Below are 22,722 nucleotides of genomic sequence, written 5' to 3'. Positions count from 1 at the left end.
TTTATATGAATCTATTTTGCCACCCTACGGTTGTTCCGCGCATTTCAGGAGAATTGTCTTTAGGTCTACGCCCTTGTAATTAACTCGAATGCATAGCATTGCTACAAACATTTAAAGTAATTCACAGAAATGCGACCTTAAATGTTTACTTGGGCATACCGCCTGACTATTATTGAGCCACTATCCCTGTCAATCAGCGCTCTACATAAGGTAGTCCACATGTCTCTGATCAACGAATACCGTGCCACCGAAGAAGCTATCAAAGAGCTGCAAGCCCGTTTGAAGAACCTGTCCCAAGACGACAAACTGCAAACCGAGCTGGAATTCGAAGGCAAACTGCGCACCCTGATGGGTGAATACTCCAAATCCCTGCGTGACATCATCGCGCTGCTGGATCCAGAGTCGAAAGTTAAAGCACCGCGCGGCGCTGTGAAAACTACCGGCACCAAGCGTGCTCGCAAGGTCAAACAATACAAGAACCCACACAACGGCGAAGTGATTGAAACCAAAGGTGGCAACCACAAAACGCTGAAAGAGTGGAAAGCCAAGTGGGGCGGTGACGTGGTTGAGGGTTGGGCTACCCTGCTGGGCTAAGCCTCGCCAGGCTCGCGCCTGATACGCGACACATTAAAAAAACGCCAGCCTGCTGGCGTTTTTTATTGCCTGTCTATTCTGTGAGCCGCGATTACAGATTCATCCTCGCGGCTAGAGTGTCCGCATATTCCTGCCATTGCTCCAGCACCCCATGCTGAAACGACGTCGCACTAACGGCAAACTCCTGCCGAGCCTGATTAAATGCGTCAAGGGTATTCGGTGCGCCCCATTCCGGACTGGACAAACGTTGCTGACAAAAAAGTTTCCAGCGTTGTTGCTCCTCGCTGTTCAAGGTATCGGGGAAGTTACGTGCACGGTAGCGAAATAATAATTCAGGCAAACGGTGATCATCAAATGGCCACTGCTGGCGTGCTAATTGCGCGGGCTCGGCCGTGCGGACTTGCTCACATAAACGCCGATCCCGGTCCCCGATAAAACCGTCGTAAAGCTGTTGTTCCGGGTCGGCACTCGCTGCGAAATCCTCTTCGGCGTAAATGGCCGCTAACTTATCGCGCCAAACTTCCTGTGCGTCAGTTAGCCGCAGCGCTCGCTCCTGATAAATATTCATGTCCAAGTGCAGGCGTTCACGATCTTCTGCCCGTAGCACATTCAAGGGAGCAACCACCGGGCAGCGATTGATATGCACCAGTTTGAGCGGTACCGGCAGTTCGCCCTCCGCCAGCGCTTCACGGCGGGTATAAAGACGTTGGCGCAGCGTGTCGGCATCAAGGTCCAGCAACCCTTGCGGGTCGAGCCCAAGGTCGCAGACGATCAAGGCATTGCGATTGCGCGGGTGCCATGCCAGCGGCAGCACAACCCCCAGGTAGTGACGCTCGGCGGAAAAACGCCCGGAGATGTGCACCATCGGTTGCAGCAAGCGCACCTGGTCCATCACCCGTTGCTTGCTGCGCAGCTGAAATAACCATTCATACAGCTTGGGTTGTTTCTCACGAATCCGTCGAGCCAGGGCAATCGTGGCGCGCACGTCGGACAACGCATCGTGCGCCTGACCATGGTCGATACCGTTGGCTTCGGTCAGGCGTTCCAACTTGAGCGTGACGCGCCCATCCTGCTGTGGCCATTCAATCCCCTCGGGGCGCAGGGCGTAGGCCGTGCGGACGACATCGATCAAATCCCAGCGACTGTTACCGCCCTGCCATTCCCGTGCGTAAGGATCAAAGAAATTGCGATACAGGCTGTAGCGCGTCATTTCATCGTCAAACCGCAAGGTGTTGTAACCCGCGCCGCAGGTCCCCGGGGCGGCCAGTTCAGCGTGCACCCGCGTCATGAAGTCGGCCTCGGCCAGGCCTTTTTCCGCGAGTATCGCGGGGGTGATACCGGTAATCGCACAGGCGACAGGATGGGGCAGGATATCGTCGCTGGGCTGGCAATAAAGATTGACCGGCGCGCCGATCTCGTTGAGTTCGAGGTCCGTACGAATGCCGGCTACCTGAAGTGGGCGGTCGCTGCGCGGGTTGATACCGGTGGTTTCATAGTCGTACCAGAAAATGGAGGTCACGGGCTTTTCCTGTACTGAAGATCGTCAAAGTCTAGGCGTTGAGCAACCCCCGCGACCAGCACCAAATGCACTGTACAAACATCCAGCAAAACCTTGAGTGGTTGCTTCCATCGCCGACACTGCTAGCATCCGTGTCTTCCAGCCACTCTGCACTGCCAAGGATCGCGATGCCGTCAGCCCCATTGGACACCCGCTACCAGATCGAGACCCCGGAGGGCATCGACCTGCCACTGCGCCCGGCCGGCCTGGTGCCACGCGTGCTGGCCTTCGCCTTTGACTTGGGTTTGCGCGGAGTCATCATGGGTATTCTGTTGGTACCGCTGGCCTTGCTGGGCAACGTCGGTATCGGCCTGGGCTCGCTGCTGTTGTTCCTGATCAGTTGGTGGTACATGGTGCTGTTCGAGGTGCTTAACCAGGGATGCTCGCCCGGCAAACAGGTCATGGGGTTACGTGTCGTACAAGATGACGGCACCCCGATTAGCTGGTCCGCGTCACTGATCCGTAACCTGCTGCGATTTGTCGACATGCTGCCATTCGGCTATTTCCTCGGCGCTATCAGTTGCCTGCAGCATGTTCACTTCAAGCGACTGGGCGACCTGGCCGCCGGCACACTGGTGATTTACCGAGAGCAGCCGTTGGAGCGCCCCCAGATACCTCAAGCTGCAGCCTTGCGCCTGCCCTTTGCCCTGGACTTGAGCGAACAACGGGCCATCCTTGCCTTCGCGGAACGCCAGACTGAACTGTCCACTGAGCGCGTTCACGAGCTGGCTTCGATTCTCGCCACCCCTTTGCAGGTATCCCCGGCTCGCGCTGTAGAGCAACTCAACGGCGTGGCCCGTGGCCTGTTGGGGCCAACATGAAGCAGAGCCTTTTCGAAAGCCGCCACCAGCCCCAATGGCAAGCCTTTGCCGAACACCTGAAACAGTTGGAGCAAGGTAAGGCCAAGCCCGGCGACGTGGCTGACTTCCCCCATCAGTACCGACGCCTGTGCCAGCACCTGGCCCTGGCCCAGGAGCGTGGCTACAGCAGCTACCTGGTAGACCCACTGCAGCAACTGGCCCTGCGCGGCCATCAACAACTTTACCGTCATCGCAGCCAATTGGCGGCCAATGTACTGGGGTTCGTACTCGCCGATTTTCCTCGGTTAGTGCGGGAACAGTGGCGTTTCGTGCTGATAGCAAGCCTGCTGTTCTTTGGCAGCCTGATCGGTATCGCGCTGCTGGTGTACCTGTTTCCGGACCTTATCTACAGCATCGTCAGCCCCCAGCAAGTGGCCGAGATGCAGGGCATGTATGACCCCGACGCCAGCCGCCTGGGCCGCGCCGCCGAGCGAGCATCGAGCGAAGACTGGATGATGTTCGGCTACTACGTGATGCACAACATCGGTATCGCGTTCCAGACATTTGCCGCCGGCTTATTGTTCGGCCTGGGCAGCGTGTTCTTTCTGATTTTCAACGGTCTGGTCATCGGTGCAGTCTCCGGGCACCTGACCGAAATCGGCTATGGCCAGACCTTCTGGTCATTCGTCATCGGCCATGGCGCATTCGAACTGACCGCGATCGCCCTCGCCGGTGCCGCCGGTTTGCAGTTGGGCTGGGCGCTGATCGCTCCGCGACAGTTGACCCGTGGTGAATCCTTACGGCTGGCGGCGCGCAAGAGCGTGCAAATGTTGTGCGGCGTCATGATCTTCCTACTGATCGCTGCCTTCATCGAGGCCTACTGGTCATCCACCACTGCGATAACCCCTTGGGTCAAATACCTGGTGGGTGCTGTCCTGTGGCTGCTGGTGATCGTTTACCTGAGCGTTGCCGGAAGGACCCACCATGCGCCTGAGTGATGCCAGCGTGGTAATCCGCCCCCGTACTGCCTGGGAGGCCATGGACCTTGGCGTACTAATGGCACGGGAACACCGCCTGCTATTGATGAGCAGTTGGGCGTTGATCACCCTGCCAGTGTTTGCCTTACTCACTGCCCTGCTGTGGCAGTACCCGTCTACTGCGATATTCCTGTTCTGGTGGCTCAAGCCCGCCTTTGACCGCTTGCCGCTGTACATCTTGTCCAAGGCCTTGTTTGGCGAAACACCCAGCCTCAAGCAGGCGGTGCGCCAGTGGCCAAGCCTGCTCAAAAGCCAGCTGCTGGCCAGCCTGACCTGGCGACGGCTCAGCCTGAGCCGAAGCTTTTTAATGCCTGTGAGCCAACTCGAAGGCCTGGATGGCCCAGCACGCCAAAAACGCCTGGGCGTACTGCAGCAACGCAACGCTGGCGCCGCACGTTGGCTGACCACCGTCGGGGTGCACCTGGAAATCGGCCTGTGGTTTGGTTGCATGGCGCTGTTCTATTTCTTTATTCCCCAAAACATCGAGACGGATTGGGACTGGCAACGCCTGGCACTGGCGACCAGCGCGGAAGGGCTTTGGTTGGAACACCTGGGCAACGCCTTCTATGCCTTGATCCTGGTGTTTTGGGAGCCGATCTACGTCGCCTGCGGTTTCAGCCTCTATCTTAACCGCCGCACCGCACTGGAAGCCTGGGACTTGGAGTTGGTCTTCCGACGTCTTCGTCAACGCCTGAGCAGTGTGGTGCCGTTGCTATTACTGATGATCGGGTTAACGTTGCTGCCATTCAGTCCGCCCGTCCTGGCCGATCCTTCCAGTCCTCCCAAGCCGCTGAGCACCCAGAGTGCGAGCCAGTCCGTAAAGGTGATACTGGACAAGCCGCCCTTCAAAAACCCGGAAACCGTCACCCGCTATCGCTTCGGCGAAGAACAACCCGCCACTAAAAACAAGGCTCACAGTGATGGCAGACTTCCGGCCTGGCTGAAGGCGCTGCTGGACAACCTCAACAGCAATACCTTCAAACACATCGCCCAAGGTTTGGAAGTCCTGTTGTGGGGGCTTCTGATCGGTAGCCTGATCTTGCTCGCGTGGCGGTATCGCGAATGGTTGCGCACCTTCGTCACTCGGCGGGGGCCTCGCAAACCGAAAACCGTCGCCCCCCTACCTACGCAACTGTTCGGCCTTGAACTGGGCGCCGAGACCTTGCCCGACGATGTCGCCAGCGCTGCGGAACAGCTGTGGGCCACCCACCCCAGGGAAGCCCTCGGCCTGCTGTATCGGGGCCTTCTCAGCCGACTGCTGCATGACTTCAGCCTGCCGCTGAAAAGCGCTGACACCGAAGGTCAGGTCCTGGCACGTGTAAACCAATTGCAGCAGCCGCAATTGCTGGCTTTCAGCGATGAGCTGACTCGGCACTGGCAAAATCTCGCCTATGGCCATCGCCTTCCCCCCCTCACCGTCCAGCAAAAACTGTGCAGTGACTGGCGCACCCTGTTCAGCTCAGGGATCCAGCCATGAACCGAGCATTACTGTGGGTTGGGCTATTGCTGGCGTGCCTGCTTGGAGCGGGTGGTTACTACGCCTGGAGCAAGGCGATTCCCTACGATGAAGTCGTGGACCGCGGCCCTTCCCCGGAAGCCTTGGCCAACCCCTACCTGGCGGCCGAACACTTTCTGCGCCAACAAGGCCTGACAGTTGAACAGGCCAATAGCCTGGAACGGCTGACGACCCTGCCGGCCAAGGGCAACAGCCTATTACTGCTCGGCGAACGCAGTAACATGTCGCCACGCCAAGTGGAGCAACTGCTGGGATGGGCAAAATCCGGCGGCCACCTGCTACTGGTGGCCGAGGCACTCTGGGATGAAGAGACCGGCAAAAGCGGCGACCTGCTGCTCGATCGTCTGCCTATCCACCAGACCTTGAGTGACGAGCCTGACGAGTTCGCCCCCACCCGTGAAAAGCCGCCTAAAAAGAAAGCCCCGGACCTGACCAAGCTCTATGTCGACAATGAAACCGCACCGGCGTATTTCAGTTTCGACACGGACTTCAACCTCACCGACCCCAAGCATCTGGCGCAATTTTCCGCCAATAGCGCAAAGTCGACTCACCTGATGCAACTCCAGCTCGGGGAAGGCAGCGTCACGGTAATCACCGACAGCGACCTGTGGAAAACCCCGGACATAGGCAAGCACGATAATGCCTGGCTGCTGTGGTACCTGAACCAGGGCACCGCCGTGACCTTGCTGTTCAACAGTGACTTCGACGACCTGTTCACCTTATTGCTACGGTATTTCCCCCAAGCCCTGGTGGCACTCATTGCCTTGGTCGCCTTGGCACTTTGGCGGGCCGGTATGCGTCATGGCCCGATCCGGCCACCCGCCTCCAACGCCCGTCGCCAATTGCAGGAACACCTGAAAGCCAGCGCCGACTTCCTGTTGCGCCGTAGCGGCCATGGCACGCTGCTGCATGCCCTACAGCGCGATATCTTGCGCACCGCACGGCGCCGCCACCCAGGTTTTGAACACCTCGACAACGCAGAACAGTGGCGGGTGCTTGAACACCTGACGCGTCAACCTTCTCACGTGATCAGCCAGGCCCTTGGCCCACTCCCGGCAAAACGGCTCTCCAGCGCCGATTTCAGCCGGCAGGTGGCATGCCTGCAAACCCTCAGGAATGCCCTATGAGCGAATTTCCAAGCGCCACCGCCTTGACCCGCGAAACCTTGCAACGCGCCAGCGGACAAGCCCAGGCCCTGCGCACTGAGCTACGCAAGGCGGTGATTGGCCAGGACGCGGTGATCGACGATGTCTTGACCGCACTGATCGCCGGCGGCCATGTGCTGCTGGAAGGTGTGCCAGGGCTGGGCAAAACCTTGTTGGTACGAGCCCTGGCGCGTTGCTTTGATGGCGATTTCGCGCGTATCCAGTTCACCCCGGACCTGATGCCCAGCGATGTCACCGGCCACGCCGTGTACGACCTTCACACCGAACAGTTCAAGCTACGCAAGGGACCGGTGTTCACCCACTTGTTGCTGGCCGACGAAATCAACCGCGCGCCGGCGAAGACCCAGGCAGCCTTGCTCGAGGCCATGCAGGAGCGGCAGGTCACCCTCGAAGGCGAGCCGCTGCCCATCGGCCAACCGTTCATGGTACTGGCGACCCAGAACCCCATCGAACAGGAAGGCACCTACCCCCTGCCGGAAGCGGAACTGGATCGTTTCATGCTCAAGGTGCGCATGGATTACCCCGACGCACAGCAGGAATTGGACATGGTGCGCGAAGTCACGCGCTCGTCGCGGGCCGACATGCTGGACGTACACCCATTGCGCACGGTGTTGCAGGCCGAGGACGTGCTGCAGTTGCAGCAGATTGCCAGTGACCTGGCCCTGGACGAACACGTGCTCGATTATGCCGTACGCCTGGCACGGGCCACCCGTAGCTGGCCGGGGCTGGCGATCGGCGCCGGGCCTCGTGCCTCGATCGACCTGGTACGCGGCGCCCGCGCCCGCGCGTTGTTGCGCGGTGGTGAATTCGTCACCCCGGACGATATCAAGGGATGTGCCCTGGCAGTATTGCGCCATCGGGTGCGTATCGCGCCCGAGCTGGATATAGATGGGCTGGAGGTCGACCAGGTGCTCAAGCAACTGCTTGATCAGATCCCGGCTCCCCGGCAATGACTCGCCCATGAAACCGACCCGTCTGCTGTTGAACTGGCTCGGCGTATTGCTGGGCCTGGGCATCCTGCTGGGCACTGCAGCAGCATTGCAGTTCAAAGTGCCCGACACCTTGCACTCCGTGACGTGGGGGTTGCTCCTGGCGCTGTTGCTGCTGGCCATGCTGGATGCGATGCGCCTGCGTCGCCGCCCGTCTCCCCGCGTACACCGACAGATGCCCGCAAGCCTGGCACTTGGACGCTGGGGCGAGGTACGCCTGGCCTTGGAGCATGACTTCCCACAGCCGCTGACAGTGCAGGTATTCGATCATGTCCCCGACGGGTTGACCGTGGAAAACATGCCCCAGTCCATAAACCTGCGCCCCGGTGAACGCAGTGAGCTGGGTTATCGTCTGCGCCCACTGCGGCGGGGACACTTCAGTTTCAGCCGCTGTGAAATTCTGCTGCCCAGCCCAATGGGGCTGTGGTCAGCGCGGCGCTTTATCGAGGTGAGCGATGCCACCCGCGTCTACCCGGATTTCGCCCGACTCTACGGCGCACAGCTGCTGGGCGTGGACAACTGGCTGAGCCAACTGGGTGTGCGTCAACGTCAACGCCGAGGGTTGGGGCTGGAGTTTCATCAGTTGCGCGAGTTTCGCGACGGCGACAGCCTGCGGCAAATCGACTGGAAGGCCACCGCGCGGCAGCGCACCCCAATCGCCCGTGAATACCAGGATGAACGCGACCAACAGATCGTGTTCATGCTTGATTGCGGCCGACGCATGCGCAGCCAGGATGACGAGCTGTCGCATTTTGACCATGCCCTCAATGCCTGCCTGTTGCTCAGCTATGTCGCCTTGCGTGAGGGTGATGCGGTAGGGCTGTGCACCTTTGCCAGTGACCAGCCGCGCTACCTCGCGCCAGTGAAGGGCAGTAGCCAGTTGAACCTGTTGCTCAACGCGGTATACGACCTGGACACCACTCGACGGACTGCCGATTATCAGGCTGCGGCCAGCCAACTGCTGGCTCGGCAAAAGCGCCGTGCATTGGTGGTCGTGGTGACTAACCTGCGGGATGAGGACGATGAGGCGCTGCTGACGGCCGTCAAGCGCATCAGCCGACAGCATAGGGTGATGGTGGCCAGTTTACGCGAGGAAGTGCTCGATCAATTGCGCCAGGCTCCCGTGCAAACCTTGTCCGAAGCCTTGGCCTACAGCGGCACCATCGACTACCTCAATACCCGCGATGAGCTGCACGACCGCCTCGGCGCCCAAGGGTTATCCGTATTGGACACCTTGCCGTCTGAACTGGGACCGGCCCTGGTGACACGTTACCTGGGCTGGAAGAAAGCCGGGGCTTTCTGACAAAAGCCCCCTTTAAACAGCGCACGGCCACAACAGGGGCTGCACTACCCCGGAACGGGTCGACCAGGCACTGTGATTCAGGCCGACGCCTGTAAGGGATCAAAACTGAAATAGTGCAATAAGACGCTGATCAACTGCCCATATTCCTCGGAGGCCTTGAGCACGCTGAACCCGGAATCATAATGCTGCGGGTTGATATCTTCGTGGCTCCACAAACAGGTCGCCGTGAGATCAATCGGATGGAAGGTGCCGTCAGCACCGGGAATTTTCAAGCGCAGCTCGAAATCCACGTCGACCATCATGGGCAATTGGCTGATTAACATCAGTCCGTCTTCCGAGACATTGCCTAGAAAACCGATGGGCTTATCGGTGAGGCGGTTAAACACTTGCAGAAAATAAGGTAGCTGATGCCGCTCGATCCGTCGGTCGGTAAACATGGTGAGATCGCCATCCAATGGCCATGACTGCGGCCGTGCCAGTGATTCGGAACAGGCTAAAAGCCCGCTCTCCCTGGATCTCGGTGTGATAACAGGCAATATTTTGCCGCTAAACAGCCGCCGAGTCCGGGCCCCACATCCGTTTGCGCTTGAAACTTGTACAAACGAACATCTAAAGGATAGCCCAAGACTGGCAACGGGCCAGTTATGAAATGACGAATATCATCATAACGAAGCTGGACGCGGCCGAGCGACGCTTGCGCCAGGGTAATGCCCCAGTTGTTGCAGGGTGTCGAGCCGCGCACGCGCACGATAGGCGTACTCACTCGAGGGGTACTGATTGATGATGAATTGGTAGGTCTGCACCGCATCGACGAACAGCTTTTGCCGCTCCAGGCATTGCCCGCGCAACATCGAAACCTCTGGCTGCACATAACGTCGGGTGCGACTTTCGCGGTCGACCTGGGACAATTCCAGGGTGACACGCTCACAATCACCGACCTTGTAGGCGCGGTAGGCGTTGTTCAAATGGTGGTCCATCGACCAACGGGTGCAGCCGACAACACTGACGGCCAGGGCAGCAATGAGCAAAATTCGCATGAGGGTTCTCCTGTCTTGTGCAGTGTATCGACCCCTCGTCGAAAATCTTCAAGGATGTTCGTATTCCACCGCAGCGAAAACAAGTCAATCATCGATAAGTAGTGCAAACGAACAATGACTACAACGAAAGAGCATAGTAGCCTTCCTCAGCGCTTGAACTCAGGAGTCTGTGCATGTCCGTCCGTCGTACCAAAATCGTCGCCACCCTTGGCCCGGCCAGCAACTCGCCGGAAGTCCTCGAACAGCTGATTCTGGCTGGTTTGGACGTTGCCCGTCTGAACTTCTCCCACGGCACCCCGGACGAGCACAAGGCTCGCGCCAAGCTGGTGCGTGAACTGGCTGCCAAGCACGGCCGCTTCGTGGCCCTGCTGGGTGACCTGCAAGGCCCGAAGATCCGTATCGCCAAATTCGCCAACAAGCGGATCGAGCTGAAAATCGGTGACACCTTCACCTTTTCCACCAGCCACCCGCTGACCGAGGGCAACCAGCACGTCGTGGGTATCGACTACCCGGACCTGGTCAAGGACTGCGGCGTCGGTGACGAGTTGCTGCTGGACGATGGCCGCGTGGTCATGCGCGTCGACACCGCCACCGGCACCGAGCTGATCTGCACCGTGACCATCGGCGGCCCACTGTCCGACCACAAAGGCATCAACCGCCGTGGCGGCGGCCTGACGGCCCCGGCATTGACGGAAAAAGACAAGGCTGACATCAAGCTCGCCGCCGAAATGGAAGTGGACTACCTCGCCGTGTCCTTCCCGCGCGACGCAGCCGACATGGAATACGCCCGTAAACTGCGCGACGAAGCCGGCGGCACCGCCTGGCTGGTCGCGAAGATCGAACGCGCCGAAGCCGTGGCCGACGACGAAACCCTCGACGGCCTGATCAAGGCTTCCGACGCGGTGATGGTTGCCCGTGGCGACCTCGGCGTGGAAATCGGTGATGCCGAGCTGATCGGTATCCAGAAGAAGATCATCCTGCACGCACGCCGCCACAACAAAGCGGTGATCGTGGCGACCCAGATGATGGAGTCGATGATCCAGAACCCGATGCCGACCCGTGCCGAAGTGTCCGACGTGGCCAACGCCGTGCTCGACTACACCGACGCCGTGATGCTCTCGGCTGAAAGTGCCGCCGGCCCGTATCCGCTGGAAGCCGTACAAGCCATGGCGCGTATCTGCATCGGCGCTGAAAAGCACCCGACCAGCAAGACCTCCAGCCACCGTATCGGCAAAGAGTTCGAAAGCTGCGACCAGAGTATCGCCCTGGCGGCCATGTACACCGCCAACCACTTCCCAGGTGTGAAGGCGATCATTGCGTTGACCGAAAGTGGCTACACGCCATTGATCATGTCGCGCATCCGTTCGTCGGTGCCGATCTACGCGTTCTCCCCGCACCGCGAAACCCAGGCCCGCGCGGCCATGTTCCGTGGCGTGTACACCGTCCCGTTCGACCCGGCCTCGTTGCCGCCGCACGAAGTCAGCCAGGCTGCCATTGATGAGCTGATCAAGCGTGGTGTTGTAGAGAAAGGCGACTGGGTCATCCTGACCAAGGGCGACAGCTACCACACCATCGGCGGTACCAACGGCATGAAGATTCTGCACGTTGGCGACCCAATGGTCTGAGTGACACGCTGAAAAACAAAAGCCCCGCCCTGTGAATGGCGGGGCTTTTTGCATTTCAGACCAGAGTGACCTGCTGGCTGTCAGGGCCTCACCGACGTACCTTCAGCGACTGCTGATAAACCCCGACAACGCCGCAATCGCCTCAGGCGACCTCAACCGCTGGGTAAACAACGCCCCCTCCTCCTCGATCACCTGCCGCAACTGTTCGCGGTCCACGCTCTTCATCAACTGCTTGGTCACCTGCACCGCCCCCGGCGCCAGGGTTTCAAAACGCTCGGCCACTTCCCGTGCCTTGGCCAGCGCCGCCTCACCACTGCCCAACGCCTCGGTGGCAATGCCCCAGGCAGCCGCCTGTTCACCGGTGAACCCCTCACCCAGCAATAGCAACTCAGCCGCCTTGGCATGCCCCAACAAGCGCGGCAGGATCAAACTCGAGCCAAATTCGGGACACAGTCCCAAATTGACGAACGGCATGCGCAACCGCGCATCGCGGCTGACATACACCAGGTCGCAATGCAGCAACAGGGTCGTGCCGATGCCCACCGCCACACCCGCCACCGCAGCAATCACTGGTTTTCGACAGTTGAGCAGGCTCTTCATGAAGTGGAACGGCGGGGTATCAAGATCGCTGGGCGGATGGTCGAGAAAATCGCCAATGTCGTTGCCGGCAGTGAAGCACTCACTGCTGCCCTGGATCAGTACGCAGCGAATCTCCCCGTCCGCATCGGCCTGCTCCAACGCCTCGGCCAGTTGTGTGTACATGGCGCGGGTCAGGGCGTTCTTTTTGTCGGGGCGATTGAGCTGCAGGGTCAGCAGCCCACGTTCGCGCCGCTGTTGGATGGCGTCAGTCATGGTCAATCTCGCGACTGTAGAGTTCAGCGCTCAACCACGGGGCAGGAACACATCGGCCAGCAGTTGATTGCGCGGCAGTCCCGCCAGGAACAAACGCTTGGAAAACGCTTCCACGCTGACAGGGTGCCCGCAGAGTAAGGCCAGAGTTTGCCGCGAAACAAGCCGCAGTTGCGCCAATGCCTGGGCCGACTCGGCCGCCGTCCATAGCTCCACCGTCAGGTTGGGGTACTGCGCGGCCAGCGCCGCCAAGGGTTCGGCCAGGTAATGGCCATCCGCATCATGGGCCAGGTGAATCACACGGATGGCCCCCTGATGATCCTGGCGCAGCGCTTCACGCAACACGCCCCACAACGGCCCCAATCCGGTACCGGATGCCAGCAGCCACAACGGCCGGGATTGCCAGTCAGGATCATATTGCAGTGCGCCACCGCGCAATTCGCCCAAACGCAATCGGTCCCCCACCGACAGCGCCCGCGCCGCATCGCTGAATTCGCCCGGCTGACGGCAATCGATATGAAACTCCAGAAAGGCATCCTCCTGGGGCAAGCTCGCCAGGGAATACGGGCGCGCCACCGACCCCGCCCACAGCACCAGGTGCTGCCCGGCCCGGTAGCGCAGACTGCGCTCCGGTTGCAGGCGCAGGCGCAATACCGTCGAATTCAACCACTCGATGCCCACCACCTCGGCCGGCAAACCGTCACGCAGCGGGTCAAACGTTTCGACACGCAGATCCCCACGGACCTGGCACTGGCACGCCAAGCGCCAACCCTCCTGGCGTTGCGCCGCGCTCAAGGCCTCGGGCTGCTTATCTTCGACCTCGCCCTGGCACCGCACCAGGCACGCATGGCAACTGCCGGCGCGGCAACTGTAAGGCACGGCCACACCCGCCTGGTTCAAGGCATCCAGCAGATTACTGCCGGCCGTTACCGACCAATGGCGTTCGCCGACGTACAGTTCAGGCATATAAGGACTCAATCACAAAGGGTGCGCACAGGGAATCATGCCTGCGACAGTTTGACCATAGTCGGGTGTATCGGCCACCGCGCCGGGTTATACTGCCGCGCCTTTTTAGCGTCGCGCCTGCACCACTTTGGCGTGCCTTGGAAAGGTGAGCTCAGCCGACCGATGCAACACTGGGCTCACCTTTATTGAATGTTCCCTTATAGAGGAGCGCGACTCATGACCGTGATCAAGCAAGACGACCTGATTCAGAGCGTTGCCGACGCCCTGCAATTCATTTCCTACTACCACCCCGTTGATTTCATCCAGGCCATGCACGAAGCCTACCTGCGCGAAGAATCGCCAGCGGCGCGTGATTCCATCGCCCAGATCCTGATCAACTCGCGCATGTGCGCCACCGGTCATCGCCCGATCTGCCAGGACACCGGTATCGTTACCGTGTTCGTGCGCGTGGGCATGGACGTGCGTTGGGATGGCGCCACCATGGGCCTGGACGACATGATCAACGAAGGCGTGCGTCGCGCCTACAACCTGCCGGAAAACGTCCTGCGTGCCTCCATCCTGGCCGACCCGGCCGGTAGCAGGAAGAACACCAAGGACAACACCCCAGCGGTCATCCACTACTCCATCGTCCCGGGTAACACCGTGGAAGTGGACGTGGCGGCCAAGGGCGGCGGTTCCGAAAACAAGTCGAAAATGGCCATGCTCAACCCGTCCGACTCGATCGTTGACTGGGTGCTCAAGACCGTTCCGACCATGGGCGCCGGCTGGTGCCCACCGGGCATGCTCGGCATAGGCATCGGCGGCACCGCCGAGAAAGCCGCGGTGATGGCCAAGGAAGTGTTGATGGAGTCCATCGACATCCACGAGCTGAAAAAGCGCGGCCCGCAGAACCGTATCGAAGAGATGCGCCTGGAGCTGTTCGAGAAGGTCAACCAACTGGGTATCGGCGCCCAGGGCCTGGGTGGCCTGACCACCGTGCTCGACGTGAAGATCATGGACTACCCGACCCACGCCGCCTCCCTGCCGGTGTGCATGATCCCCAACTGCGCCGCCACCCGTCACGCGCACTTTGTGCTCGACGGCTCGGGCCCGGCGTCGCTGGAAGCGCCACCGCTGGACGCCTACCCGGAAATCGTCTGGGAAGCCGGCCCTTCGGCCCGCCGCGTCAACCTCGACACCCTCACCCCGGAAGAAGTGCAGAGCTGGAAGCCGGGCGAAACCGTGTTGCTCAACGGCAAGATGCTCACCGGTCGCGACGCCGCGCACAAGCGCATGGTCGAGATGCTGAACAAGGGCGAAAGCCTGCCGGTGGACCTCAAGGGCCGCTTCATCTACTACGTCGGCCCGGTTGATCCGGTGCGCGAAGAAGTGGTTGGCCCCGCGGGCCCGACCACCGCGACGCGGATGGACAAGTTCACCCGTCAGATCCTCGAGCAGACCGGCCTGTTGGGCATGATCGGCAAATCCGAGCGCGGTCCGACCGCCATCGAAGCGATCAAGGACCACAAGGCCGTGTACCTGATGGCCGTCGGTGGTGCCGCTTACCTGGTGGCGCAAGCCATCAAGAAGTCGCGCGTTGTCGCCTTCGCCGAACTGGGCATGGAAGCGATCTACGAGTTCGATGTGAAAGACATGCCGGTCACCGTGGCGGTGGACAGCAAGGGCGAATCCGTCCACATCACCGGTCCTGCCATCTGGCAGAAAAAGATCAGTGACAGCCTGGCGGTAGAAGTGCAGTAAGCATTTCCCCTGCAAGGATAGGCGACTGCGGCCTTGGGCCTAGTCGCCTTTTTATTGCCTGCTGGTTTCTCTGTAGTGAGCGGGCTTGCCCCGCGCTGCGTGGCGAAGCCGCCCCATCATTTTGCCAAACAGAACGCGGTGTCAGGTTTTAGGGCGGCTTCGCCACCCAGCGCGGGGCAAGCCCGCTCACTACACAACCCCGCTCGCCACAACGTTAACGTCGTGCATGCTATGGTGCACTCCCCTTTCTGCGCCTGCCCATCACCGTATGATCGTGATCCCTCGCCCCCTGCGCCTGACGTTCTACTCCCTGCTGATCATCGCCGGTGCCGTGCTGGCTGCCGCCTTGGCCACGCGCCATGCCGAACGCCAAGCCCTGGTGGACGATGCCGCCCGCGCCAATCAGCAGCTTGCGTTGTATGCCAACTCGCTGCACACCCTGATCGAACGCTACCGCGCCCTGCCCGCCGTGCTGGCGCTGGACTCGGAGATGATCAACGCCTTGAAGGGCCCGCTGGATCCCTCCACCCAGGACCTGCTCAACCGCAAGCTCGAACGCATCAACGGGGCTGCGCAGTCTTCCACGCTGGAGTTGATGGACCGCACCGGCCTGGCCGTGGCCGCCAGCAACTGGAACCTGCCGAGCAGTTACGTGGGGCATAACTACGCGTTCCGACCGTACTTCAGCCAGACGTTGAGCCAGGGCACCGGGCGCTTTTATGCGGTGGGCGTAACCACCGGGATCCCCGGTTACTTCCTCTCCAGCGCGGTGCTGGATGAACACGAGCAGTTCCTCGGCGCCATGGTGGTCAAGCTGGAGTTCCCCGAGCTTGAGCGCGAGTGGGCCCAAGGCAATGACTTACTGCTGGTCAGTGATGCGCGTGGCATCGTGTTTATCGCCAATCAACCCGGCTGGCGTTATCGCAACCTGCGGCCACTGTCGGCCAGCGACCTTGCCGAACTCAAGGCCACCCGCCAATACGACAAAAAACAACTGCTGCCGCTGGATGCCCAGTCACTGCAGCGCTTTGGCGAAAACAGCCATTTGATGCGCGTCAACGGCCCGGAGGGCAGCGCCAACTACATCTGGGAGTCCTTGCCGCTGAAAGCCGAAGGCTGGACCCTGCACCTGCTGCGCAAGCCCCAGTTCGCCTTTGAGGATCAACGCAACGCCGGGCTGGCCGCCGCCGGTTCCTGGCTGGCGCTGGTGTTCCTGGTGCTGTTCCTGACCCAACGCTGGCGCCTGGCCCGTTTGCGCCAGCGCAGTCGCGAGGAGCTTGAACAACTGGTGGAAGAACGCACCCAGGCGCTGCGTACCGCCCAAGATGGCCTGGTGCAATCGGCCAAGTTGGCAGCGCTGGGGCAGATGTCCGCCGCCCTCGCCCACGAAATCAATCAGCCACTGACGGCACAGCGCATGCAGTTGGCCACGTTGCGCCTACTGCTCGATCACGGCCGCGTCGACGACGCCTACAAGGCGCTCACCCCGCTGGACGACATGCTCACGCGCATGGCCGCGCTCACCGGTCACCTCAAGACCTTCGCGCGCAAAAGCCCGAGTGGCCTGCGTGAACGCCTGGACTTGGCCACGGTGGTGGACCAGTCCCTGCATCTTCTGGATGCACGCCTGCGCGATGAAGCCATCGGCGTAGTGCTGGACCTGACCCGCCCCGCCTGGGTCCGCGGCGATGCGATTCGCCTGGAGCAGGTGCTGATCAACCTGCTGCGCAACGCCTTGGACGCCATGGCCGACAAGCCGCGCAAACGCCTGGAAATCCGCCTGCATGCCGATCAACAGCTGTGGCAGCTGACCGTCAGCGACTCCGGCGGCGGGATTGCCGACGACCACCTGAACAGTGTGTTCGACCCTTTCTTCACCACCAAGCCCGTGGGGGACGGGCTCGGCTTGGGGTTGGCGGTGTCCTACGCTATCGTGCACGAACTGGGCGGACGCCTGAGCGTCGGCAACCGGGGCGATGGCGCGGTATTCACCCTGACCTTGCCTATCGCGCTGGAGACGCCCGAACCATGCTGAACGCGGTGATTGTGGTCGATGACGAAGCCAGTATTCGCACAGCCGTCGAGCAATGGTTGAGCCTGTCGGGGTTTGAGGTGCAATTGTTCAGCCGCGCCGACGAATGCCTGGCGCGACTGCCCAAGGACTTCCCCGGGGTGATCCTGAGCGACGTGCGCATGCCCGGCCTCAGCGGCCTGGAACTGTTGGCCGAGGTGCAGCGCCGCGACGCGGATTTGCCGGTCATCCTGCTCACCGGCCACGGCGATGTGCCGATGGCCGTTGAGGCCATGCGCGACGGTGCCTACGACTTCCTGGAAAAACCCTTCAGCCCCGATGCCTTGCTCAACAGCCTGCGCCGTGCCTTGGACAAGCGTGGCTTGATTCTCGAAAACCGACGCCTGCATCAACAGGCCGATCATCGGGCGCAGTTGGAATCGACGCTGCTGGGCGTGTCCCGGGGTTTGCAAACCTTGCGCCGCCAGGTGCTGGACCTGGCGAGCCTGCCGGTTAACGTGCTGATCCGTGGCGAGACCGGCAGCGGCAAGGAGCTGGTCGCCCGCTGCCTGCATGATTTTGGCCCGCGCGCGAAAAAGCCGTTTGTGGCACTCAATTGCGCCGCGATTCCCGAGCAATTGTTCGAGGCCGAACTGTTCGGTCACGAAAGCGGCGCGTTCACCGGCGCACAGGGCAAGCGCATCGGCAAGCTGGAGTACGCCCACGGTGGCACGCTGTTCCTCGATGAAATCGAAAGCATGCCGCTGGCCCAACAGGTGAAACTGCTGCGCGTGCTGCAGGAGCAGAAGCTGGAGCGGCTGGGCTCCAACCACAGTATTCACGTGGACCTGCGCATCATCGCCGCCACCAAGCCGGACCTGCTGGAAGAGGCCCGCGCCGGGCGCTTTCGCGAAGACTTGGCCTATCGCTTGAACGTCGCGCAATTGCGCCTGCCGCCTTTGCGTGAGCGCCGCGAGGATATCCCGTTGCTGTTCGACCACTTCACCCACAGTGCCGCCGATCGCCTGGGCCGCACCGTCGAACCGCTGAGTGGCGCGCAACTGGGACGCCTGCTCAGTCACGACTGGCCGGGCAATGTGCGTGAGCTGGCTAACGTCGCCGAGCGCCAGGTGCTGGGGCTTGGCGACCCGGAACCGGAAGGCGTCGAGGCCGGGCAATCCCTGGCGGCGCAGCAGGAGGCGTTCGAGGCTCATTGCTTGAAGGCCGCGTTGACCCGGCATAAAGGCGATATCAAGGCGGTGCTGGCGGAGTTGCAACTGCCGCGCAGAACCTTGAATGAAAAAATGCAGCGGCATGGGTTGGTGCGGGAGATGTTTCTCTAGGCCCATCGTTGTGTTGACTGGCAGGCTGCTATCGGGGGCAAGCCCCCTCCCACATTTTGATTTGTGAACACGCTCAAGTGTGGGAGGGGGCTTGCCCCCGATGAGGACAGCAGCCATAAGCGGATTTCCGCTCATCACCTGAAAATCATCAGCAACTTTCCGCTCAATAAAATCTTGTAACCCTTCTATTCCGGGCCTTCACCCACCTGGCACAGCTCCTGCTATAGCCCCAGCCAGGCAGTGCTCAAGCACGCTCCATAAAAACAACTAGATGAAGGATCCTTCAATGGATAACTCCAACTCCCTGCCTCTGGGGTCGGCGGCTGCGCCGGCGAAAGAGCGCACCACGTCCAGCCGGATCAAATCGATTTTCAGCGGATCGGTCGGCAACATGGTCGAGTGGTACGACTGGTACGTCTACGCCGCTTTCTCGCTGTACTTCGCCAAAGCCTTCTTCCCGAAAGGCGACACCACCGCCCAACTGCTCAACACCGCCGCGATCTTCGCCGTGGGCTTCCTGATGCGCCCGATCGGTGGCTGGCTGATGGGCCTGTATGCCGACAAAGTCGGACGTAAAAAGGCCTTGATGGCCTCGGTCTACCTGATGTGCTTCGGCTCGCTGCTGATTGCCCTGAGCCCTGGCTATGAAATCATCGGTATCGGTGCGCCCATCCTGCTGGTATTTGCCCGTTTGCTGCAGGGCCTGTCGGTCGGCGGCGAATACGGCACCTCCGCCACTTACCTCAGCGAGATGGCGACCAAGGAACGTCGCGGTTTCTACTCCAGCTTCCAGTACGTGACCCTGATCTCCGGCCAGCTCATCGCCCTGGCGGTACTGATCGTGCTGCAACAAGTGCTGACCACCGAGCAACTGTATGCCTGGGGCTGGCGTATCCCGTTTGCCATTGGCGCCCTGTGTGCGGTGGTCGCGCTGTACCTGCGTCGCGGCATGGAAGAAACCGAGTCGTTCACCAAAAAGGAAAAAGCCAAGGAAAGCGCCATGCGCACCTTGATGCGCCACCCCAAGGAACTGCTGACCGTGGTCGGCCTGACCATGGGCGGTACGCTGGCGTTCTACACCTACACCACCTACATGCAGAAATACCTGGTGAACACCGTCGGCATGAGCATTTCCGACTCCACCACCATCTCGGCGGCGACGCTGTTCCTGTTCATGTGCCTGCAACCGATCGTCGGTGGGCTGTCGGACAAGGTAGGCCGTCGGCCGATCCTGATCGCCTTCGGTATCCTCGGCACGCTGTTCACCGTGCCGATCCTCACCACCCTGCACACCATCCAGTCCTGGTGGGGCGCGTTCTTCCTGATCATGGCTGCGCTGATCATCGTCAGCGGCTACACCTCGATCAACGCCGTGGTGAAAGCCGAACTGTTCCCGACCGAAATCCGCGCCCTGGGCGTGGGCCTGCCGTATGCGCTGACGGTGTCGATCTTCGGCGGTACCGCTGAATACATCGCGCTGTGGTTCAAGAGCATCGGCATGGAGACCGGCTACTACTGGTATGTGACCGCATGCATCGCGGTGTCGCTGGTGGTCTACGTGACCATGAAGGACACGCGCAAGCATTCACGTATCACCACTGACTAACGCTTCGCCAGTCCTGCAAAAAGGGCTGTGTCAGCAGATGACACAGCCCTTTTTTGTGAGATCAGGACAGTTCCGCAACCTCACGCTGCCCATACCGCCGCTGCGCATACGATGCAGCCACAATCATCACCAGCAACACACCCGCCAACACCGCCGACGACCCCACCGTGCCAAAGTCCAATCCGCCCTTTTCATGGGGCTTGGTGAGAAAGTCCCCCAGTGTTGCGCCGAATGGCCGCGTCAACACAAACGCCACCCAGAACAACAGCACCGACGAGATCCGGGTGAAGTACTTGAGCGCCACCACCGCGGCGATGGTCGAGCCGATCAACAAGGCGCCACCGCCAAAACCGAGCCCCGAATCGTCCGCGAGGAAATCGCCCAAGGCCGTGCCCAAGGTGTTGGAGAACAGGATCGCCATCCAGTAGAACAACTCACCCCGGAAGGTCTGCACCTTGTTCACGTTCAGCGAGTCACCACTGAGGTGCCACACGGCAAAGATGATCATCAGGATCACGATCAGGATCATCGAGCCCGTGGCGTAGCCCAGGCCGAGGGTGCGGTCCATGAAGTCCGACATCGTAGTGCCGGCGGTGCTGGTGGACAGAATCACGATCCAGTAGAGCACGGGGTTGTAGGTTTTGGACCAGAGTTGCGTCACCAAGGTGACCAGGAACACGCTGATCAGGATCATTGAGCTGATGGCATAACCGACATTCAGCGTCATCGACAGCAAATCCCCGGCGGTTTCGCCCAGGGTGGTTGCGCAGATTTTCATGACCCAGAACGCGAGGGTGATCTGAGGAAGTTTGTTCATGCGGTAGAAGGCTCCAAGGTTCAGTCTTATGGGGGTGTCGACCTTGGGCGCAGACTGAACGGGGAACTGTGAAAAATAGGTGGGCGAGGAATGAAAATTCCATATCGCCGATGGAAATTAGCCGCCTTGGGTTGCAGTATGGCCACCTCAACGAAGCCAACAGCAGGAACCCGGCCATGTCCGACGATATCCACTTCTACGAACCCGCCAACGGCCACGGCCTGCCCCATGACCCGTTCAATGCCATCGTCGGGCCACGGCCGATCGGCTGGATTTCGTCACACGACAGTGAAGGCCGCCTGAACCTGGCGCCCTACAGCTTCTTCAATGCGTTCAACTACATTCCGCCGATCATCGGGTTTTCCAGTGTCGGGCGCAAAGACAGCCTGAACAACATCGAACAGACCGGCGAGTTTGTGTGGAACCTGGCGACCCGCCCGCTGGCCGAGCAGATGAACCAGAGTTGCGCCGCCGTTTCCCCCGAGGTCAACGAGTTCGAGTTGTCCGGCCTGACGCCGGTGGCGTCGAAGATTGTTGGCGTGCCACGGGTGGGCGAGAGCCCGGTGTCGTTCGAGTGCAAGGTGACGCAGATCATCCAGTTGCAACGTGCGGACAAAGCGTTGGTGCCGAGTTGGCTGGTGCTGGGCGAGGTGGTCGCGGTGCACATCGCCAAGTGGCTGCTCAAGGATGGGGTCTACGACACCGCCGCCGCCGAGCCGATTTTGCGCGGTGGTGGCCCGGCGGATTACTTCCAGTTGGGGCCGGAGGCGCTGTTCAAGATGTACCGGCCAGGCGCCACCAAACCCTGACTGAAAATGCCGTCAACACTGTGGGAGGGGGCTTGCTCCCGATAGCAGGGGGTCAATCAGCAAACCTTTAGCTGATACACCGCTATCGGGAGCAAGCCCCCTCCCACGTGTGGTTTAGTTTGCGGCGGCTGCCCAGGTCAGTTGACCGTCTTCGTCCACATCGACCAATCGCTCCAATTGCACCGTCGCTGCATCGTCGGCGTCGGAAGCGGTCTTGAACGTCTGTCCATCAAGGATCTTGTGAAACTTCGGTGCGCCCATGCCATCCAGCGCCTTGACGGCGACGGCGGCGCTGTAGCCACCTTCACCCGGTACTACGGCGGATACGGCTTCGTGGTGGGCAAATTGTTTACGTGCCATGTTGCAGGTCCTGGCCAATGGAAAGTCGGCCATTCTAAACCTGATCAGCCGGCGAGTTGCAGGTACTCGCCGTAGGCATTCGCGGCGGATGCATCGGTGAAGGTCTGGAAGTCCATGCTGCGCACGACCCTGTCGTTCAAAAGCTCGGTAAAGATCATCAGGGCCGGAGAGTCGAAGTAGGCGCTCATCGCCTGCTCGCTGCTCCAGAAACCGGAGATCAACCAGACATCAGGGTCGACCTGGGAATGCTGCAACGAGAATTGCAGGCAACCCTGAGCCTGGCGGCCCGGTTCGATCAAACTGCTCAAGCGTGCACCGAGTTCGGTGCTGCACCCGGTGCGGGCGCGGATAAAGGCCATATGGCTCGCGGGAATGGGGGTGGACATGTTCGACTCTCCCGTTGAGAAGTGATGCTCGGCAAGCACTGTGAGGGTGTGTTGCCACAGGATCAAAGATAACGGCGCGGGTGAGCACGCGGTTAGTCGATTCCTGCCGGCTTATTGCACAATCCTGCGAGAAGCGTAGAGAGGACGTTCGGCCCAGGGCTTTATTCCACGGGCAAACGCCGTGTTTCAGGGAGATGACAGGCCCGCTGC

21 protein-coding genes are annotated in these 22,722 nt (G+C 60.7%); 13 read left to right on the top strand and 8 right to left on the bottom strand.

Translation table 11 applies throughout. The annotated features are described in order from the left end of the window. The first annotated feature begins 219 nt into the window (after positions 1-219). Entirely contained in the window at positions 220-594 is a 375-nt protein-coding gene (gene mvaT / locus K7431_RS17865; RefSeq protein WP_005790963.1) for a histone-like nucleoid-structuring protein MvaT, read from the top strand. A gap of 91 nt (positions 595-685) precedes the next feature. Here mvaT and sbcB read toward each other — a convergent pair whose 3' ends face one another. Beyond that, positions 686-2,113: an exodeoxyribonuclease I gene (gene sbcB, locus K7431_RS17860; RefSeq protein ID WP_015885633.1), complete on the bottom strand. Its 1,428-nt coding sequence runs from the start codon at positions 2,111-2,113 to the stop codon at positions 686-688. 167 nt (positions 2,114-2,280) lie between these two features. On the opposite strand from sbcB, the gene K7431_RS17855 reads away from it, so the two are divergent. From K7431_RS17855 to K7431_RS17830, 6 genes are read left to right on the top strand one after another with little or no spacing between them, the layout of a single operon-like run. Continuing rightward, a complete protein-coding gene (locus K7431_RS17855) occupies positions 2,281-2,973 on the top strand; it encodes an RDD family protein (RefSeq protein ID WP_043205827.1) in 693 nt (230 codons plus the stop codon). Further along, complete coding sequence (locus K7431_RS17850; RefSeq protein WP_015885635.1) at positions 2,970-3,950, top strand: stage II sporulation protein M; 981 nt, start codon at positions 2,970-2,972, stop codon at positions 3,948-3,950. The genes K7431_RS17855 and K7431_RS17850 overlap by 4 nt, the downstream gene beginning before the upstream one ends. Continuing rightward, complete coding sequence (locus tag K7431_RS17845; protein ID WP_015885636.1) at positions 3,937-5,466, top strand: DUF4129 domain-containing protein; 1,530 nt, start codon at positions 3,937-3,939, stop codon at positions 5,464-5,466. The genes K7431_RS17850 and K7431_RS17845 overlap by 14 nt, the downstream gene beginning before the upstream one ends. After that, positions 5,463-6,632, top strand: a complete 1,170-nt coding sequence (locus K7431_RS17840; protein WP_015885637.1) for a DUF4350 domain-containing protein — start codon at positions 5,463-5,465, stop codon at positions 6,630-6,632. The genes K7431_RS17845 and K7431_RS17840 overlap by 4 nt, the downstream gene beginning before the upstream one ends. Continuing rightward, positions 6,629-7,624 (top strand): AAA family ATPase, encoded by a 996-nt coding sequence (locus K7431_RS17835; protein WP_015885638.1) that lies wholly within the window; start codon positions 6,629-6,631, stop codon positions 7,622-7,624. The genes K7431_RS17840 and K7431_RS17835 overlap by 4 nt, the downstream gene beginning before the upstream one ends. A 7-nt stretch (positions 7,625-7,631) precedes the next feature. Then, entirely contained in the window at positions 7,632-8,963 is a 1,332-nt protein-coding gene (locus K7431_RS17830) for a DUF58 domain-containing protein (RefSeq protein WP_015885639.1), read from the top strand. A gap of 77 nt (positions 8,964-9,040) precedes the next feature. Here K7431_RS17830 and K7431_RS17825 read toward each other — a convergent pair whose 3' ends face one another. Together K7431_RS17825 and K7431_RS17820 are read right to left on the bottom strand one after the other, a co-directional pair. Further along, the gene (locus K7431_RS17825) at positions 9,041-9,400 is read right to left on the bottom strand and encodes a PilZ domain-containing protein (protein WP_015885640.1); all 360 of its coding nucleotides are present in this window, start codon (positions 9,398-9,400) and stop codon (positions 9,041-9,043) included. Between the two features lie 225 nt (positions 9,401-9,625). Next, positions 9,626-10,000, bottom strand: coding sequence for a hypothetical protein (locus K7431_RS17820; RefSeq protein ID WP_015885641.1), 375 nt, complete (start codon positions 9,998-10,000; stop codon positions 9,626-9,628). A gap of 173 nt (positions 10,001-10,173) precedes the next feature. Between K7431_RS17820 and pyk the strand changes: the two genes are divergently transcribed. Beyond that, positions 10,174-11,625 (top strand): pyruvate kinase, encoded by a 1,452-nt coding sequence (gene pyk, locus K7431_RS17815; RefSeq protein ID WP_015885642.1) that lies wholly within the window; start codon positions 10,174-10,176, stop codon positions 11,623-11,625. A gap of 102 nt (positions 11,626-11,727) precedes the next feature. On the opposite strand, the gene K7431_RS17810 is transcribed toward pyk, so the two are convergent. Further along, a complete protein-coding gene (locus K7431_RS17810; RefSeq protein WP_015885643.1) occupies positions 11,728-12,477 on the bottom strand; it encodes an enoyl-CoA hydratase-related protein in 750 nt (249 codons plus the stop codon). A gap of 30 nt (positions 12,478-12,507) precedes the next feature. After that, positions 12,508-13,440 (bottom strand): iron-sulfur-binding ferredoxin reductase, encoded by a 933-nt coding sequence (locus tag K7431_RS17805; RefSeq protein ID WP_015885644.1) that lies wholly within the window; start codon positions 13,438-13,440, stop codon positions 12,508-12,510. Between the two features lie 216 nt (positions 13,441-13,656). Between K7431_RS17805 and K7431_RS17800 the strand changes: the two genes are divergently transcribed. The 4 genes from K7431_RS17800 (at position 13,657) to K7431_RS17785 (ending at position 20,140) form a co-directional block, all read left to right on the top strand. After that, on the top strand, positions 13,657-15,180 hold the full coding sequence (locus tag K7431_RS17800) for a fumarate hydratase (protein WP_015885645.1): 1,524 nt from the start codon (positions 13,657-13,659) through the stop codon (positions 15,178-15,180). Positions 15,181-15,448: 268 nt separating this feature from the next. Then, positions 15,449-17,215 (top strand): sensor histidine kinase, encoded by a 1,767-nt coding sequence (locus K7431_RS17795; protein WP_015885646.1) that lies wholly within the window; start codon positions 15,449-15,451, stop codon positions 17,213-17,215. After that, positions 17,209-18,534, top strand: coding sequence for a sigma-54-dependent transcriptional regulator (locus K7431_RS17790; protein ID WP_015885647.1), 1,326 nt, complete (start codon positions 17,209-17,211; stop codon positions 18,532-18,534). The genes K7431_RS17795 and K7431_RS17790 overlap by 7 nt, the downstream gene beginning before the upstream one ends. A 286-nt stretch (positions 18,535-18,820) precedes the next feature. Next, the gene (locus K7431_RS17785) at positions 18,821-20,140 is read left to right on the top strand and encodes an MFS transporter (protein ID WP_015885648.1); all 1,320 of its coding nucleotides are present in this window, start codon (positions 18,821-18,823) and stop codon (positions 20,138-20,140) included. Between the two features lie 61 nt (positions 20,141-20,201). Here the strand turns inward: K7431_RS17785 and K7431_RS17780 are convergent, their stop codons facing one another. Continuing rightward, positions 20,202-20,957, bottom strand: coding sequence for a COG4705 family protein (locus K7431_RS17780; protein WP_015885649.1), 756 nt, complete (start codon positions 20,955-20,957; stop codon positions 20,202-20,204). A 176-nt stretch (positions 20,958-21,133) separates the two neighbouring features. Here K7431_RS17780 and K7431_RS17775 point away from each other — a divergent pair, with 176 nt between their 5' ends. Then, positions 21,134-21,766, top strand: coding sequence for a flavin reductase family protein (locus K7431_RS17775; protein WP_015885650.1), 633 nt, complete (start codon positions 21,134-21,136; stop codon positions 21,764-21,766). A 114-nt stretch (positions 21,767-21,880) separates the two neighbouring features. On the opposite strand, the gene K7431_RS17770 is transcribed toward K7431_RS17775, so the two are convergent. Then, positions 21,881-22,126: a hypothetical protein gene (locus K7431_RS17770; protein ID WP_043205829.1), complete on the bottom strand. Its 246-nt coding sequence runs from the start codon at positions 22,124-22,126 to the stop codon at positions 21,881-21,883. A 44-nt stretch (positions 22,127-22,170) separates the two neighbouring features. Then, positions 22,171-22,512 (bottom strand): antibiotic biosynthesis monooxygenase family protein, encoded by a 342-nt coding sequence (locus K7431_RS17765; RefSeq protein WP_015885652.1) that lies wholly within the window; start codon positions 22,510-22,512, stop codon positions 22,171-22,173. Between the last annotated feature and the right edge of the window lie 210 nt (positions 22,513-22,722).

This window comes from Pseudomonas fluorescens group sp. (genome assembly GCF_020093335.1).
In the GTDB taxonomy this organism is placed as follows: Bacteria; Pseudomonadota; Gammaproteobacteria; order Pseudomonadales; family Pseudomonadaceae; genus Aquipseudomonas; species Aquipseudomonas petroselini.
Note: the sequence above shows the minus strand (reverse complement) of the source record. Positions and strands in the feature narration are given on the sequence as shown.

Bases quoted from the DNA above. Each gene is read 5' to 3' on its own strand.
- K7431_RS17775 (WP_015885650.1), top strand. From the start codon at position 21,134: ATGTCCGACGATATCCACTTCTACGAACCCGCCAACGGCCACGGCCTG.
- K7431_RS17830 (WP_015885639.1), top strand. From the start codon at position 7,632: ATGAAACCGACCCGTCTGCTGTTGAACTGGCTCGGCGTATTGCTGGGC.
- K7431_RS17785 (WP_015885648.1), top strand. From the start codon at position 18,821: ATGGATAACTCCAACTCCCTGCCTCTGGGGTCGGCGGCTGCGCCGGCG.
- K7431_RS17795 (WP_015885646.1), top strand. From the start codon at position 15,449: ATGATCGTGATCCCTCGCCCCCTGCGCCTGACGTTCTACTCCCTGCTG.
- K7431_RS17855 (WP_043205827.1), top strand. From the start codon at position 2,281: ATGCCGTCAGCCCCATTGGACACCCGCTACCAGATCGAGACCCCGGAG.
- K7431_RS17825 (WP_015885640.1), bottom strand. From the start codon at position 9,400: ATGTTTACCGACCGACGGATCGAGCGGCATCAGCTACCTTATTTTCTG.
- K7431_RS17805 (WP_015885644.1), bottom strand. From the start codon at position 13,440: ATGCCTGAACTGTACGTCGGCGAACGCCATTGGTCGGTAACGGCCGGC.
- K7431_RS17800 (WP_015885645.1), top strand. From the start codon at position 13,657: ATGACCGTGATCAAGCAAGACGACCTGATTCAGAGCGTTGCCGACGCC.
- K7431_RS17790 (WP_015885647.1), top strand. From the start codon at position 17,209: ATGCTGAACGCGGTGATTGTGGTCGATGACGAAGCCAGTATTCGCACA.
- K7431_RS17850 (WP_015885635.1), top strand. From the start codon at position 2,970: ATGAAGCAGAGCCTTTTCGAAAGCCGCCACCAGCCCCAATGGCAAGCC.
- K7431_RS17765 (WP_015885652.1), bottom strand. From the start codon at position 22,512: ATGTCCACCCCCATTCCCGCGAGCCATATGGCCTTTATCCGCGCCCGC.
- K7431_RS17835 (WP_015885638.1), top strand. From the start codon at position 6,629: ATGAGCGAATTTCCAAGCGCCACCGCCTTGACCCGCGAAACCTTGCAA.
- K7431_RS17820 (WP_015885641.1), bottom strand. From the start codon at position 10,000: ATGCGAATTTTGCTCATTGCTGCCCTGGCCGTCAGTGTTGTCGGCTGC.
- K7431_RS17840 (WP_015885637.1), top strand. From the start codon at position 5,463: ATGAACCGAGCATTACTGTGGGTTGGGCTATTGCTGGCGTGCCTGCTT.
- K7431_RS17810 (WP_015885643.1), bottom strand. From the start codon at position 12,477: ATGACTGACGCCATCCAACAGCGGCGCGAACGTGGGCTGCTGACCCTG.
- K7431_RS17770 (WP_043205829.1), bottom strand. From the start codon at position 22,126: ATGGCACGTAAACAATTTGCCCACCACGAAGCCGTATCCGCCGTAGTA.
- pyk (WP_015885642.1), top strand. From the start codon at position 10,174: ATGTCCGTCCGTCGTACCAAAATCGTCGCCACCCTTGGCCCGGCCAGC.
- mvaT (WP_005790963.1), top strand. From the start codon at position 220: ATGTCTCTGATCAACGAATACCGTGCCACCGAAGAAGCTATCAAAGAG.
- K7431_RS17845 (WP_015885636.1), top strand. From the start codon at position 3,937: ATGCGCCTGAGTGATGCCAGCGTGGTAATCCGCCCCCGTACTGCCTGG.
- K7431_RS17780 (WP_015885649.1), bottom strand. From the start codon at position 20,957: ATGAACAAACTTCCTCAGATCACCCTCGCGTTCTGGGTCATGAAAATC.